This is a genomic window from Paenibacillus sp. SAF-068 (genome assembly GCF_051967555.1).
GTDB lineage: Bacteria > Bacillota > Bacilli > Paenibacillales > Paenibacillaceae > Paenibacillus.
On the sequence record NZ_JBQCJX010000003.1, the window covers coordinates 55,037 to 70,054 of the forward strand.

A 15,018-nucleotide genomic window follows, 5' to 3' on the forward strand; every position below is an offset into this window, starting at 1 on the left:
ATATAGGTCCACTTTGAAATGGGTATCCTTGAACCGGTGATAGCAGTCAAGCAAGATTGGGCTGAAGTCGCCGGTTTTTTGTGTCGAAATAGTGGGTAATTCCCGAACATTACGGTTGCACTATATCTAATTGTTCGCCATTTGATTTGACTTTGAAAAAGGGTACTGGTACACTAATATTGCTGCGTTAAAGCAGCACAAACCTTCCCTTGAATGTAACGGAAGGACATTTTTACTGTCCGTTAGCACGCTTCTCAGTCGGTTTATTGCGTAACATGCCTGCCGGGATAGAGGACGGACAGACCAATACAAAGGTGCGCAAGGCACCCACGGAGGAATGTTAACTATGTCAACGGTAGTTGTAGTGGGAACGCAATGGGGAGACGAAGGAAAAGGTAAAATCACGGATTATTTGGCGGAGAGCGCTGATGTAGTGGCTCGTTATCAAGGTGGTAACAATGCGGGTCATACAATTTTGATTGATAACAAAAAATATAAACTGACGATGATTCCATCAGGGATTTTCTACACGGATAAAGCGTGTGTCATTGGTAACGGAATGGTTATCAACCCGAAGGCACTCATCGAAGAAATTAATTATATTCATGACAATGATTTTACAACGAAGAACCTGTCCATCAGTGAGCGTGCACATATCATCCTGCCATATCACATGGTATTGGATGCATTGGAAGAAGAGAGCAAAGGCCCGAACAAAATCGGTACGACTGGCAAAGGAATTGGCCCTTGTTACATGGACAAATCAGCCCGTATTGGTATTCGGATGGTTGACCTGCTGGATGCTGAAGATTTCGAACTGAAACTGCGTCACTTGGTCAAAGAAAAAAACCGTGTCATCGAGCAAGTCTACGGCGGTCAGCCTGTTGATGTGGAAGAGATTCTCAGAGATTACCTCGGATATGCAGAAATTCTGCGTCCTTACGTACGTGATACATCCGTTGTTCTGAACGAATATATTGATGAGAACAAAAAAGTATTGTTTGAAGGCGCACAAGGTGTGATGTTGGACCTTGATCAAGGAACTTATCCGTTTGTTACATCATCCAATCCTTCCGCAGGAGGCGTATGTATCGGTTCTGGCGTAGGCCCGGCTCGTATCCAGCAAGTTATCGGGGTAGCCAAAGCCTATACAACCCGTGTAGGCGATGGCCCATTCCCTACGGAATTGCATGATGCGATCGGCGACCAAATTCGTGAGACGGGACATGAGTACGGTACGGTAACTGGACGTCCACGTCGTGTGGGTTGGTTCGATAGTGTTGTTGTTCGCCACGCGCGTCGGGTTAGCGGAATAACAGGTCTGTCCCTGAACTCTCTGGACGTAATGACAGGTCTGGAAACCGTAAAAATCTGCACAGGATACAAATTCCGCGGCGAGATCATCACACACTATCCGGCAAGCCTCAAAATGCTGGCTGAATGTGAAGCGGTATACGAAGAGATGCCAGGCTGGAGCGAAGATATTACTGGAGCGAAGAAACTTGAAGACCTGCCAGTAAACACACAGAATTATGTAAAACGCGTTTCCGAACTGACAGGCATTCCAATTGCCATCTTCTCCGTTGGTCGTAACCGTGAGCAAACGAATCAAGTTCTCCCAATCTACGAGTAATCGAAAAAATAGAGAGATTGTTACTTGAGTTATAAAATAGGATACTTTGCCGATTAGGCAGTAAAGCCTCCAGTTGTTGCTTTTATAGCGATGACTGGAGTTTTTTTTGTATGTTTTTCGGATATAATCCCGAGATTTCCGTCAATACTGGTTAACAGTAGAGTCACAGATCCCGACATGCGCATGCTAGACGGGTGGGATAATCGGAGGGAGAGAACGGGATGAAGTTGCTTGTGTGGTTTGTCAAAATCGTGCTAACCGTATTGCTGGTCAGTTCACTGACACTGCTTACGACCGGATTAATTGTACAGTCATATGCAAAGTCGCTACTCGCGAGTTTCAATATTCAGTGGGAAGGTCAACCCATGGGGTTAACCGCCATGTTTCAGGGTGCCTTGGGTGCTAAAACCAGCGAGGGGAATAAACCGGGAAATGGGACCACAGATCAGCCGACAGGAGCAGACGAAGAGCAGGTTCCGGAAGATGCTGTTTCAGTTATGGGCAATGGGACAGAGAGCGGTGAATCTGGCGTAGATACAGGCGGCGAAGCGTCCCAGGGGGACGGCTCAGGCGAGGGAGCAGGTGCAGGCACTGAGACGGATACGGGCATGGGTAATGAATCAGGAACAGCAGAGAGTGGCTCAGCTTCAGGAAACGGTACCGGGGCGGCCAGCGGAGGCGCTTCTTCAGGCAATGATGCCATTGTTGTATCACCGGATGACATTACAGGAGCGAAGGACAAGCTGCCGGCAGCGGAGAAAGAAAAGATCTTCAGCCTGCTCATGAATAAATTGCCGCAAAAAGAAATGCAGCAGATCTCAGGCGCCATGGAAGGTGGCCTAACGGAACAGGAACTACGTGAGATTGAACAGGTCATCTCGAAGTACCTGACCAGTGAAGAGTACGACAATCTGATGGAAGTACTGCAAACAGAATAAGATTGGAAGGTAAGCAGGCGTGCTTATAAATTGTTGGAGATAATCCATGTTCCTCATGATTTCTTTTACGTAACCCCTTATCAGAGTGGATCTGGTGAGGGGTTTTATTTGTATTTTTATGAAAAACAAAGCATATTTTACTGGGTCTTAGAACCTAGTCTTAAACAGCAAACAAACGTACATTATATCGAGGTTATTGAGGCATAATGGGTGATGGATCACTCGTAAGACCTTATGGATAATTCAGGGAAACCAAGCGTGGCGTGGCTTTGCGGTGTGACGTGTAGAGTTGAAATGAGTGTAAAACCTGTGTTAAAGTATACGGGTGTGATAAAAGGTTAAAATTTTGACACTTTTATGTGCGCAGCTAAAGTCCTGATTTTGCGGACACCCAATACATGTATCAACGAGCATGGGACAGACACGATGGGTGATGTCTTGACAGAAATGCGAACTGAGAAGTGCTGAAAAGGAGAGAATCATGAAAGGTTTCAGAGGCATACGCCAACCGGGCAAAGACCGGGTACACGAACAATCCGGGGAACACCGGACGGCCGAAGACAAAAACAACATGAGCATGTCCACCTTCAGTGTGAATAAGAAGCGCGTTCTGGCCTCGCGCAAATGGATCATTACAGCAGCCTGTGGTGTATTCATCGCAGCATCGCTCGGGTTCGCAGGCAAACAATATGTGACTGCAAACACGGTGCCGTATTATAAAGTAATGGTTAAAGGTAGCGAGATCGGTACCATTGCAGATGAAGCGCAATTACAACAACTATTTACAGAAAAAACCGAGGAATATCAACATAAATATCCGGATGCAGAGATGGTGCTGAACACGGATGGCATCACAACCGAAACGGTAAGAGCGTACAAACCTGAAGTGAACAGTGACGAGACACTGGACAAACTGGGTGACATGCTGACAGCCTACGCCAAAGGTGTGGAGCTCAAGGTAGACGGTGAAGTCATTGGTATTGTGAAGGATCAGGCAACAGCTGATGCAATCCTGGAACAAGTGCAAAGCAAATACATATCGGCATCGACTGTGCGAAGTTCGCTGAAGACGAAGTCGGTATCGGCTAATTCCTCGAAGAAAGACGAGGGACCAAGTACAACCCTGAAGTCGGTAGGCATCAAGGAAGATGTAGCGACGGATGTGGTGAAGGCTGATCCAAACAAAATATGGGATGTGTCCGAGGCGGTTAAAGCATTAACCGTTGGTAAAGACGCGCCTGTAACTTATATGGTTCGTGAAGGAGATACAATCTCTTCGATTGCTGCCAAGTATGAAATTACACAAAGCGAGATTCGCCAACATAATCCGGGCATCAAGGAAACGTCGCTTCAAATCGGAGACGAACTGACCCTGACCGTTCCGAAACCGGCGATAACCGTTAAATCGGTTGAGCAGGTTGTTGAGCAGATTGAGATCAAACCGCAAGTGGAAGTGCGCAAAAGTGCTGAGTTGAAAGCAGGTACCACAAAAGTCGTGCGCCCAGGACAAAGCGGATTGAAAAGCATGCAATACCGTATAACCAAAGAAAATGGTGAAGTGATTCAGGAAGAGTGGCTTGGTCAGGAAGTGATTAAAGCAGCTGTAACTGAAGTAGTCCTTAGCGGAACAAAGGTCGTTGGTGAGGGAACAGGTGAATTTGCTTGGCCGGTATCCAATGCAACGATGAGCAGCAGCTTTGGACAACGTTGGGGTCGCCAGCACAAAGGTGTCGATCTGGTAGGTAACCGCGATGTGAAAGCGTCTGATGAGGGTGTAATTACTTTTGCAGGACAGAAAAGCGGTTATGGCAATGTCATCATTATTAACCACCGTAACGGATACGAAACACTCTATGGACATTTGAACAGCATTGGCGTTAAGGTTGGTCAAGTGGTTGAAAAAGGTGAGAGTATCGGCGTTATGGGCAACACGGGTCGTTCGACCGGAACACATCTGCATTTTGAGATTATCAAGAATGGAACGGTAGAAAATCCGTTAACGTATCTGAACTAATAGAGCTTAAGGAAAGCAAGGTTGGCTATGATGCCGGCCTTGTTTTTTTACTGCTGTAAAAAATTTTCAAATGAAAGACCTTACAAGCCACCGATCGGGATGTGACGGTGCTTCAGGTATGTTAAACTAGAGAGTATAGACAACAAGCTAGAAGAATTAATCAACGAGGCTTTGGTACAAGCTGAACATAGAAGAGAGATAGACGCTATTGCGGATTATGCAGGATATAGGGGTGAATTCAGCCGATGCAGGGGAAGATTTTGGTGGTGGACGATGAACAGCCCATCGCGGACATTTTGAAGTTTAATTTGGAAAAAGAGGGGTACGAGGTCATCTGTGCATTTGATGGCATTCGTGCGGTTGAACTGGCATTATCCGAGAAGCCGGATCTGATGCTGCTGGATCTGATGCTCCCAGGCAAGGATGGTATGGATGTATGTCGTGAGGTGCGCGCTCATCTGGAGATGCCGATCATTATGCTTACCGCCAAGGATGGCGAGATCGACAAGGTGCTCGGGCTGGAACTGGGTGCAGATGATTACGTGACGAAGCCTTTCAGTACGCGTGAGTTGCTTGCACGGGTGAAGGCACAGATGCGCAGACGACAAAAGCTTGCGATTACGGCAGAAGCGCCGGAAGATGAGGAAAAGCAGGTCATGCGGCTATTTGATCTGGCGTTTGATATGGACATGTATACGGCTTACAAAGGCGGGGAACCGCTTGATCTGACCCACCGTGAGTACGAACTTCTCTATTATATGGCGAAGCACTCCGGCAAGGTTATGACGCGGGAACATCTGCTGCAAGCGGTATGGGGATATGAATATTTCGGCGATGTACGTACCGTGGATGTTACGATCCGTCGTCTGCGTGAGAAGATTGAGGAGAATCCGAGCAAACCGGAAACGATTCTGACACGCCGCGGGCTCGGTTATCTCGTGCGCAGTGCCAAAAGCGTGGGGATATAATGGGCCGATTCGCGCGATTCTCGTTCTTTCGAACGATTCAGGCGAAATTGATTATTATCTATGTATTGCTGATTCTGATTGCGATGCAATTGATTGGCGTTTATTTTGTGAGCGCGATGAAGAACTCGCTCACGAGCAACTTTACGGAAGACTTGCAGGCCCGTGCGGAGATGCTGTCTGTTCTCGTGGGGGAGACGATGGCGGGTGGCGAAGCAGAGGCAGGCGAGGACAAAACGGAAAATCTGCGTGTGCTGGTGAACAACCTGTTCAACATTAACGGTGCCGAGATTCAGGTGCTGGATGCCAGCGGCAAGGTACTCACCACCTCGCTCAGTTCTCATTCGGATTATGTGGGGCGCAAAAACACCCAAACCGTCGTCAGCCGTGCGTTGCAGGGCATTCGGGACAATGAGGAATATATCGTGGACGAGGATAATGTTCGCAAGAAAGTCGTCGCCAAGCCGGTGCTGTCTGGCGGCAAGATCGTTGGCGCGGTCTACATCGCGGCATCCATGAATGAGCTGTATTCCACGATGGAGGGAATCAATAAAATCTTCATCTCCGGTATCCTGATTGCCCTAGTGTTAACGGCAGTACTTGGCGTGATCCTGTCTCATACGATTACGCAGCCGATTAAAGAGGTCACTCGGAGAGCGACAGCGGTCGCAGAAGGTAACTTTGATCAACAGACACCTGTATTCGGCACGGATGAGATTGGTCAGCTCAGTCGGGCTTTTAATTATATGACCAGCCGACTTCGCGATGCACTCTCGCAGAATGAAGAGGAAAAGGAGAAACTGACCTCCATTCTGACCAATATGAGTGATGGTGTGGTGGCAACGGATGAGTACGGTAAAGTCATTCTCGTAAACCGTCGTGCCAGCAGTATTCTGGGCATGCATCCTGCAGATATTGAAGGAAGACACTTTGCCATATTACTCGGCATTGATCCGGAGGATGCGGAAGCTCTCGCGAGTGGGTTCACAGGTTCGACGTTGCTGCAGATTGCGCCCGCAGGACAAGAAGAACCTGTGGTCATTCGGATGACATTCACGCCGGTTCATCGGCGTGAACGGGGGATCACGGGGACCATTGCCGTACTTCAGGATGTTACCGAGCAGGAAGAGCTTGAGGCATCCCGGCGTGAATTCGTGGCCAATGTATCCCATGAACTGCGTACACCACTGACTACGATCAAGAGTTACGCGGAAGCGCTGGACGACGGTGCATTGGAAGACCCGCAGCTTGCCGGTCGTTTCGTTGGTGTTATTCAGAACGAGACGGAGCGAATGATCAGGCTGGTTACGGATCTGCTGCACCTGTCGAGGCTTGATTCCAAAGAGGCTTTGCTGCGGAAACAGCCAACCGACATTCTTGAAATGCTGGAGGAAGTGACCGATCGATTCTCGTTCCAGATGCATCAGAAGGATATTCAGCCTGTGCTGTCTGTGGAGAATGATATTCCGGCTGTTCCACTGGATCGTGACCAGATTGATCAGGTGCTGGATAATGTCGTGTCCAATGCGCTGAAATATACGTTGGAAGGCGGCACCATTACGATTGCGGCTAGACGCAGTGATGAACACGTACTTGCCATCTCGGTATCGGATACCGGTATGGGGATTCCACAGCGTGATCTGGATCGCATTTTTGAGCGATTTTATCGGGTGGACAAGGCTCGTTCCCGCAGTATGGGAGGCACAGGGCTAGGACTGTCCATTGCCCGGGAAATTGTGAAGGCACATGATGGCAGCATCTCTCTTGAATCTGAGGTAGACGTGGGCACGACAGTAACGTTCACGCTGCCGATGCGTGAGGAAGGGGGTGAGCACCGTGAAGGAACGGATTAAATCCATGGTGCTTGCTGCCCTTGTTGTAGCCAGTCTGGTTCAGAGTTATTTTCTGATCTACCGTTTGCCCGGAGGCGGGGATTCCATCGTGACGTCAGAGACGAACTATGTGAAGACGGAAAATATGGGTCAGGAACGCAATATTGAAGAATTGATCTTTCCCGATCAGATGATTATTCATCTGGGGGAGGATAAACATACCGTCTTTTACCCTGGCAATACGTTCTATCAGTTGATCTATTCAAGGTTACAGGGGCGGACGTTCGATGATTTTCAGCGCCGCAGCGTGCAATCGGTGAACTGGGATCAGATTCGCAAGGAGAACCCCGGATTTGAGTTATCGTTCAAAGAAGGTATTCCCGTAGCATTGTTGCAGCGGGTGATGAGGCTCGGCACGGATTCCTTATTCCAAGGGGAGACGATTAACCGCATCTCGATCTATACAGCCAAAAATGAAACGAAGGCCCATGCGCTGTTCTTCAGCGCCAAGGGAGACGTGGTATACGAAGCAACGCAGGCAGACCTGACCGTACAAGACGTGCAGCAGCATGTTGACTTTGGCACGAACTGGACACCGTATACCTTGATGGATGGCGGATATTATATCCCCGCGGAAGCTCTGGAGACGATTGAGGCAGATGTGCCGACAGGGCAATTCACTGTTGAGCAGATGCAGCGCAGTCTGTTCTTCGATCCAAGCATGACCCGGAACATCCGGGAAAAAGATGGTTCGGAGATCTATACGGACAGTAAACGCAGTCTGCAGGTAAAACAGGAACAGCGCTGGATCAGTTATACCGATCCGGCAGCACCGCCAGCGGGACAGATTGATCCTGCGAAGGATGCGTTGTCAGCGGTTGATTTTGTGAATCAGCATGGTGGCTGGAAAGGTCGGTCACGCATGATGCTGGGGACCGCGGACAGCAAGACACGGCTTGAATTCCAGCAGTATTACGGCAGCTATCCGATTATGGATTCCATGCAGTTCCGCTTCGGCACGATCAGCATGGAGATGCAGCAGGAGACGGTATCCAGTTATGAACGTTCACTGGAGTACCTGAACGAAGGGGCAGAGACGAAGAGATCGGTCAAATTGCCTGGCGGGGAGAAGCTCCAGGCTCTGATTAAGAAGGTAGCCGGTGAGAATCGTCAGGTCGTGGATGTATATCCGGCCTATCGTCCTTCTACGATTGAGGACGGACTGAAGCTGATTCCGGTATGGGTTATTCGCTTTGGAAACGGGGAGGAAACCACCGTTTCTTGATGGGTTGTAGGGTAATGGAGTCATTCGCTATCCGAGCGAGGTGTTCGCCTTTATCGCCGGATTTCTCCCTTAGGAAAAGGGAATCAGGAAATCTGGGGATAACAGCGATCGGAAGGTTGTTCTGACCGCGGAGTGGGCCAGTGTGATATTAGCTGCTTTTATCAAGTGGACGGAGGTGAATGTATTGGATTGGGGACGGGCAAAAAATGTGTTGATCTATGCCTTTCTGCTGCTCAATCTGGTGCTGGGATACCAGATCTGGATGGATGCGCGAGAGACGGCCGGAGCCAATCTGGACTTCACCTCACTGGCAGATAATACACAGCAGGCAATGGAAGAGAAGGGTATTCAGGTGCTGGCTCCGATTCCGAATGAAACGCCAAAGTTGCCGAAGTTGTCCTATGAATTCATTGAAGAGGACAAGGCTGGTGTAGATATGGAGCTGGAACAGCCTGTAGATAGCAAATTGATCTTCTCGCAGAGTGAGCTGGAAGATGCTTTACAGCGAGAGATTCCACAGATCGGCACATACCGGCTGGATCAGCTGATGGCCGAGGATGGGGCTTTTGTACTTCACCCACTGGTGGATGGCAAATGGCCGCTCTTCAATGTGAGTCTGGAGCTATTCTACAGCGACCAGAAAATAACGGGTTATCGTCAGACTCCGGTGCGGATTACGACCGCAGAGGAGAGCGATCAGCAGGTGCTTCCGGCGTCGAAGGCGCTGGGAACGCTGATCGAGAACTTTTTGCCAAATGATGCGATTGTGAAAGATGTTCAGCTGGGCTATTACGGACAGTTATTCAATTCAGATATACAGGTAGCGATGCCGGCATGGCGGTTCGTGCTGGAAAGTGGCGAAGTGTTGTACGTGCAGGGCATCAGTGGGGATGTATTCAGTCCCAAGACAGACAAACCAGGGGAGTAATGCGTTATGGGGATATATTTTACCGTGTTATCCAGCGGTTCGACAGGCAATGCCACGGTCATACAACATGGGGGCACCTCTCTCATGATAGACGCGGGTCTTAGTGCGAAGCGATTGGATGCACTGTTCCAGGAAAGGGAGATTTCTGGGGCAGAACTGGACGGGATTCTGGTTACACATGAACATTCCGATCACATTAAAGGACTAGGCGCGATGTCTCGGAAATATAATTTACCAATCTATGCGAATCTGAACACGTGGGCGGCACTGGAGAAGTCGGTTGGGGCGATTCCAGAAGAAAACCGGAGGGTGTTTGAGACGGGTGAAAAGCATGATTTTGGGTCACTGCGCGTGGAATCCTTCGGGATCTCGCATGATGCGGCTGAGCCAGTAGGGTATACGTTCGATGATGGCAGTGAGAAGCTGTCTGTTGCAACGGATCTGGGGTACATGAGCGACAAGGTTCGCGATGCAATCTCTGATTCTGACGTGCTGGTGCTGGAGGCGAATCATGATGTCGAATTGCTGCGTATGGGGCGTTATCCGTGGAACACCAAGCGCCGGATTTTGAGCGACATTGGGCATTTGTCGAACGAAGCAGCGGGGGCAGCGCTTAGTGAACTGATGAACGGACGCATCAAGCGCACGTATCTGGCACATCTTAGCCGGGATCATAATATGATGGACTTGGCGAAAATGTCGGTGCGCGACGCGATGGAGAGCCGTGGATGCTTCTATCGGGATCATGAGTTCAAACTCTGTGATACGTATTACGACCGTCCTACGCCATGGGATAGGGTGGGTGAGCCATAAAGCTGTCGAGTTCGGCGGCTTTGCGCTCAACTTCCTCACGGGTCAGAATGCCTTTATCAATAAGCAGTTCGATGATGGTACTGAGTGCAAGGGTATTACGATAGTGTTCTTCCTTGAGATCGGCCAGCTTGGCCGCCATATGAACTTCATCCATGGCTGTAAGTGTACGTGTGCGATCCATGTTACTTCCTCCTCTATGAAGCTTCGAATTGTCTTTTACTATTATTGTAGTCAGGCTGGGTGGAAAACATTCCTCTTTTTGCCGCTAACATTTCTCTGATAAGGCGTGTATGCTGAACCTGTGACCATGCAGGGGTGAAAAAGTTCTTCAAAATGGCCAAAACGGCGCTTAGCGAACCGGATTTTGTGGTGATAGATACTATGGACCTTTATTGTTAAGCCCGTCATAGCAGAAATGTGCGTTAATTTTCGTAAATATGCAACTTTTTGGGATTTGGCGTGTTTAGTATATGAGGAGTATTGTGATTTTGGCTGTTTTGCGTGTGAAATGGCATGTCATAGAATGCGAGAGCATGATTGATAGAGTCACTGACAGAATGGCGTGTCCGTTCTGTTGTACATAGACGCTGTATCTCTATTCGATTGGAAGCCGGGATGCGGCGATATGCAAGACCATTTTATAAAATGCAAAAAGGCATGGGAAAACGAGAGGTTTTTTACGTTACACACCTAACGGAAGACACAGAACGAGGCTGGAGAAGCGTAGTGTTCGCCTGAAAGCTTTCTGAAAGAAAGCTACTTCGGAAGCATACGCTATGAACAAATTTTACCGAGAAAAAAGGAATCAAAAAAATTTGTGAGTAACAGCGATCGGAAGGTTCATCTGTTGGCGGAGTGGTGTATGTGAGAACACCATCGTTAATCCATGCGACAACTTAGGCGGCAGTCAGGGTCTTGATGCGTGACAACGAAGGGGAGAGGATCACGATGGGATTGTTTGGAGACGATTTTTATTCAACCAAAGTATCAAGACGCGCCGAACCTGAACAGAAAGGCAAACTTCTGATTATCCGCCCTGGAGGCAGGGGACGTGGACGTGACCGCTGGAGCAATCCGCGCAGATCGCGTACGGGAATCAGTTCCACAGTGAAGGTAGCTGTAATTAGCTCGGTGATCAGCTCCATCGTGACCGTCATGCTGTTTAGCTTCATCACACAGCCCGCTTCGTTACCACTGGCGAATGCTACAGGTAATGGTAGCGGCGGCGGTGCACAGGCAGCGCAGACAGCGGATCCATACGATCGAATTATCCAGGCAGCAGCCCACGTTCGACCTTCTGTGGTGAGCATTGTGAACCATAAAACAGGTAGCAGTCTGTCGATGGAAGACTCGGCACTTGGCTCAGGGGTCATTTTCAAGAAGGAAGATGGCAAGGCCTACATCATGACCAACCACCACGTCGTGGAGGGCGCGAGTGATCTGGAGATTGTGACTGTAGACGGGGAGACACATAAGGCGAAGCTGGTCGGTAAGGACCGTGTGAGTGACATAGCGGTATTATCCGCAGAAGATAAAGGGCTGGGTGCAGCGGCGGAGATTGGTGATTCCAGCAAACTTCAGCGCGGTCAAACGGTGCTGGCAATCGGAAACCCGCTCGGTCTGGGCGGTACGCTGACATCCGGTATTGTCAGTTACACCGATCGTATTCTGCCTGTGTCGATTAATCAGGACGGCGTGTACGACTGGGAGCAAAACGTGATCAGACGGATGCGGCGATTAACGAAGGCAACAGCGGCGGTGCTTTGGTTGATCTAAACGGCAAAGTGGTCGGCATCAACACGATGAAGATCTCGGATACGGGTGTTGAAGGTCTCGGCTTCGCCATTCCGATGAACGAAGTGATGAAAACCGTAGATTCTCTGCTGGTGAACGGCAAAGTATCTCGTCCATACCTGGGCGTATACACGGTGGATCTGAGCAACCCATATGCACCCCTGGATGACGAGCAACGCAAGGATCTGAAGCTGCCATCTCATGTGGACAGCGGTGTGGTTGTGCTGGAGGCATCCGGTCCGGCATCTGATGCGGGCATGAAGCTGAATGATGTCATTACGGAATTTGACGGGCAAAAAATTACCTCCACGCTGGATCTGCGGAAATATCTGTACGATCAGAAGAAGATAGGGGATACGATTGAAGTGACCTTCTACCGGGATGGCAAAGCGGAGAAAGTATCGGTGAAGCTGACGGATAAACCGGAGTAAGGGAATTTCAGGCGGAGCTTATACTGTTGCGCGGAATGAAATAGGGAAAGCTAGAAGAGTGATCAGATCAACTGACCACTCTTTTTTAGTTGTTATGGATTGGACGTATGCATTCGACAGCAAATGAGTAGATCAACCATTTATGTGTTCCCATGATCAGTTAGACCCGGAGCCAAAGTAGCAGATACATCAGACTTGGGCTGTGGTAAACTGTTGTCTATATGTTCGAACGGTCGCTGATGCAAATAACATCTCTTTGTCGATCTCACTTTATTTCAAAATGGAAGGGGTTTTTCTAATGAAACGATTGAGGAAAAAGATGCTTGGGGGAACAAGCTTGATGCTGTCCCTGTTGATGTTATCTGCCTGTGGATCTGAGGTAGCCACGACAGGATCTCCGGTGGATACAAGCGCTCTGCAAGAGAAGATTGCCGGGCTTGAGAAGAAACTGTTGGAGCAGGGAGCCAAGAGCGTTGAGCAGGAGCAAAAGATCGCAGCACTTGAGACCAAGTTGAATGAGCTAAGTACAAATGTGCTTGCGGTAGGTCAGGCTGGTGGTCAAACGCCTGTAACATCGGGAAACAACGGATCGGCCGGGAAAGGCGATGGGGTGCTGATTACGTTTGCCCAGTATGAGAAGCTTGAGGTTGGCATGTCTGTGGAAGAGGTTATCGAGATCCTTGGTGGTGAAGGTGAAGCACTGAGTGAAGCGGAGAATATGGTGGTCTACAACTATAAAGGTACTGCTGGCAATGGTGCCAATGCGGTTATTGCTTTTCAAAGTGGCAAGCTGTTGACGAAGGCGCAATCGGGATTGAAGTAAGACAAGCAGGGATAGAGGCTATTCCTAGAATGGAATGGAACAGAATAGGGAAATACGTAACTCTGTTTTCTCAATTTAGGCGCAGGATTCATTCGCTATGTTGAGTGACAAGAGCATTCTTTTCGAGGTACCTTGGAGGTATCGAGAAGAATGCTTTTTGTGTTCTTTTACGGCGAATGGAGAGGTTTGCAGGAGGTTGGGCACGATAAATTAGGGCTGGGGGTTTCTTTTCGGTGGCAGGTGTGATAGAACAGAGAAGTGGCTATCCTGTAATGGGATACGCGGTTGTGAATCGGGAACATAGCTGGTTACAGAAAGGATGCTTAACGGATGTACGTTGTATGCAAAGAACACGTGGACATTGCCATCGACATGTTTGTCGATGAGTATGAGGACGCTCCAGATATCGTTGATCTGAAGGAGACGGAATTTGCCGATTGGGACCCGCCTGCGAAGTGCGCCGAGTGCGAACAGCACGCGGAATTCCTCGTCGTTTAGCGTACTGTAGGACTTAGACGGCTGGAGGCGTGACTTAAGGTGGCGCTTCGGGCTGACTTTCCATCCGGTATGAACATCACAGCAAGAAGCCAAGGAGAGCGTGACGAGCGCTCTTTTTGTGCTTGTGCGGGAATTGGTGGGGGTGTTGGTAGGCAGCTTGGAGTTGGGCGAGGGTTGTGGGGGCTGACGGTGGAGTAGCGCCGCTAACGAACCTGACGCACCTTATTCGTGGCAAATACCGCCTGGTTGAAATCTAACGAATCGTAGACACGTTATATTGCTGAAATGACCTTGAAAGTGTTGGGAAACGCTTGTTTTGACTGAGATAGCGTGTTTCAGATTCGTTAGATTTTAAAATAGCCGAAATGGGGCTGAATAAGGTGTGTTTGGTTCGTTAAAATTTGGAGAAATGTGTAGGATAGGTATAATACCGTTGGAATGAACCTTAATTATAAAGATTGGGCAAGCAAGACAATTTAGGAGGAATGATTTTTCATGTTTATTCAGATTATTGGCGTAGGCAAATTGAAGGAAAAATATTTGACGCTGGGCATTCAGGAATATGCCAAGCGGCTCGCCCCGTACATCAAGTTTCAGATGATCGAGGTCGCAGACGAAAAGGCGCCCGATACCCTGAGCGAAGCTGAGGTTCGGGCGGTAAAAGAGCGCGAGGGCGAACGTATCCTCGCGCATGTGAAGAGCGAGGCGCATGTTGTCGCGCTCGCATTGGATGGCCAGCTCTGGAGTTCCGAGGAGCTGGCATTGGAGATCGACAAGCTCGGCACGTATGGGACGAGCCATGTCGTGTTTGTCATCGGAGGAAGCCATGGGCTCTCCGATGAGGTGTTGCGCCGCGCGAAGCAGCGCTTGAGCTTCGGGCGCATGACCCTGCCGCATCAGCTTATGCGGCTGGTGTTGGTGGAGCAGATTTATCGTGCGGTGAAGATCAATCGGGGTGAACCGTACCATAAGTAGGGCGAAATTTTGGATTAAAATCCTCCACAAAGAAAGATTACAGAATATTGCTAGATTTAAATAAATGAGTGTAAAATGTAAAGAGTGTT

Annotated in this window: 13 protein-coding genes and 1 pseudogene; 13 read left to right on the forward strand and 1 reads right to left on the reverse strand. The window is 49.1% G+C overall.

The features are described from left to right. Positions 1-346 precede the first annotated feature (346 nt). The 8 genes from ACTHPG_RS18085 (at position 347) to ACTHPG_RS18120 (ending at position 10,408) form a co-directional block, all read left to right on the forward strand. Positions 347-1,633: an adenylosuccinate synthase gene (locus ACTHPG_RS18085; RefSeq protein ID WP_440390871.1), complete on the forward strand. Its 1,287-nt coding sequence runs from the start codon at positions 347-349 to the stop codon at positions 1,631-1,633. A gap of 221 nt (positions 1,634-1,854) precedes the next feature. Continuing rightward, positions 1,855-2,571: a hypothetical protein gene (locus tag ACTHPG_RS18090; protein ID WP_440390872.1), complete on the forward strand. Its 717-nt coding sequence runs from the start codon at positions 1,855-1,857 to the stop codon at positions 2,569-2,571. A 481-nt stretch (positions 2,572-3,052) separates the two neighbouring features. Continuing rightward, positions 3,053-4,585: a peptidoglycan DD-metalloendopeptidase family protein gene (locus tag ACTHPG_RS18095; protein WP_440390873.1), complete on the forward strand. Its 1,533-nt coding sequence runs from the start codon at positions 3,053-3,055 to the stop codon at positions 4,583-4,585. A 245-nt stretch (positions 4,586-4,830) separates the two neighbouring features. Beyond that, entirely contained in the window at positions 4,831-5,553 is a 723-nt protein-coding gene (gene yycF, locus ACTHPG_RS18100; protein WP_074092884.1) for a response regulator YycF, read from the forward strand. After that, complete coding sequence (gene walK, locus ACTHPG_RS18105) at positions 5,553-7,403, forward strand: cell wall metabolism sensor histidine kinase WalK (protein ID WP_440390874.1); 1,851 nt, start codon at positions 5,553-5,555, stop codon at positions 7,401-7,403. Before yycF ends, walK begins: the two co-directional genes overlap by 1 nt. Then, complete coding sequence (locus tag ACTHPG_RS18110; protein WP_440390875.1) at positions 7,387-8,667, forward strand: YycH family regulatory protein; 1,281 nt, start codon at positions 7,387-7,389, stop codon at positions 8,665-8,667. Before walK ends, ACTHPG_RS18110 begins: the two co-directional genes overlap by 17 nt. Positions 8,668-8,851: 184 nt before the next feature. After that, the gene (gene yycI, locus ACTHPG_RS18115) at positions 8,852-9,595 is read left to right on the forward strand and encodes a two-component system regulatory protein YycI (protein WP_440391401.1); all 744 of its coding nucleotides are present in this window, start codon (positions 8,852-8,854) and stop codon (positions 9,593-9,595) included. 6 nt (positions 9,596-9,601) lie between these two features. Continuing rightward, complete coding sequence (locus tag ACTHPG_RS18120; RefSeq protein ID WP_105600617.1) at positions 9,602-10,408, forward strand: MBL fold metallo-hydrolase; 807 nt, start codon at positions 9,602-9,604, stop codon at positions 10,406-10,408. Here ACTHPG_RS18120 and ACTHPG_RS18125 read toward each other — a convergent pair. Beyond that, a complete protein-coding gene (locus tag ACTHPG_RS18125) occupies positions 10,377-10,589 on the reverse strand; it encodes a hypothetical protein (RefSeq protein WP_036611899.1) in 213 nt (70 codons plus the stop codon). The genes ACTHPG_RS18120 and ACTHPG_RS18125 overlap by 32 nt on opposite strands. 767 nt (positions 10,590-11,356) lie before the next feature. Between ACTHPG_RS18125 and ACTHPG_RS18130 the strand changes: the two are divergent. From ACTHPG_RS18130 to rlmH, 5 genes and pseudogenes are all read left to right on the forward strand, one after another. Beyond that, positions 11,357-12,633, forward strand: a pseudogene (locus ACTHPG_RS18130) (S1C family serine protease). 298 nt (positions 12,634-12,931) lie between these two features. Continuing rightward, on the forward strand, positions 12,932-13,456 hold the full coding sequence (locus tag ACTHPG_RS18135; RefSeq protein WP_440390876.1) for a hypothetical protein: 525 nt from the start codon (positions 12,932-12,934) through the stop codon (positions 13,454-13,456). Positions 13,457-13,786: 330 nt separating this feature from the next. Further along, on the forward strand, positions 13,787-13,954 hold the full coding sequence (locus tag ACTHPG_RS18140) for a CxxH/CxxC protein (protein WP_017691462.1): 168 nt from the start codon (positions 13,787-13,789) through the stop codon (positions 13,952-13,954). Positions 13,955-13,993: 39 nt separating this feature from the next. Next, positions 13,994-14,152, forward strand: a complete 159-nt coding sequence (locus tag ACTHPG_RS18145) for a hypothetical protein (protein ID WP_440390877.1) — start codon at positions 13,994-13,996, stop codon at positions 14,150-14,152. A 297-nt stretch (positions 14,153-14,449) separates the two neighbouring features. After that, positions 14,450-14,929: a 23S rRNA (pseudouridine(1915)-N(3))-methyltransferase RlmH gene (rlmH, locus tag ACTHPG_RS18150; RefSeq protein WP_017691463.1), complete on the forward strand. Its 480-nt coding sequence runs from the start codon at positions 14,450-14,452 to the stop codon at positions 14,927-14,929. The last annotated feature ends 89 nt before the right edge of the window (positions 14,930-15,018 follow it).

Bases quoted from the DNA above. Each gene is read 5' to 3' on its own strand.
- walK (WP_440390874.1), top strand. From the start codon at position 5,553: ATGGGCCGATTCGCGCGATTCTCGTTCTTTCGAACGATTCAGGCGAAA.
- ACTHPG_RS18125 (WP_036611899.1), bottom strand. From the start codon at position 10,589: ATGGATCGCACACGTACACTTACAGCCATGGATGAAGTTCATATGGCG.
- yycF (WP_074092884.1), top strand. From the start codon at position 4,831: ATGCAGGGGAAGATTTTGGTGGTGGACGATGAACAGCCCATCGCGGAC.
- ACTHPG_RS18135 (WP_440390876.1), top strand. From the start codon at position 12,932: ATGAAACGATTGAGGAAAAAGATGCTTGGGGGAACAAGCTTGATGCTG.
- ACTHPG_RS18120 (WP_105600617.1), top strand. From the start codon at position 9,602: ATGGGGATATATTTTACCGTGTTATCCAGCGGTTCGACAGGCAATGCC.
- ACTHPG_RS18095 (WP_440390873.1), top strand. From the start codon at position 3,053: ATGAAAGGTTTCAGAGGCATACGCCAACCGGGCAAAGACCGGGTACAC.
- rlmH (WP_017691463.1), top strand. From the start codon at position 14,450: ATGTTTATTCAGATTATTGGCGTAGGCAAATTGAAGGAAAAATATTTG.
- ACTHPG_RS18090 (WP_440390872.1), top strand. From the start codon at position 1,855: ATGAAGTTGCTTGTGTGGTTTGTCAAAATCGTGCTAACCGTATTGCTG.
- ACTHPG_RS18085 (WP_440390871.1), top strand. From the start codon at position 347: ATGTCAACGGTAGTTGTAGTGGGAACGCAATGGGGAGACGAAGGAAAA.
- ACTHPG_RS18140 (WP_017691462.1), top strand. From the start codon at position 13,787: ATGTACGTTGTATGCAAAGAACACGTGGACATTGCCATCGACATGTTT.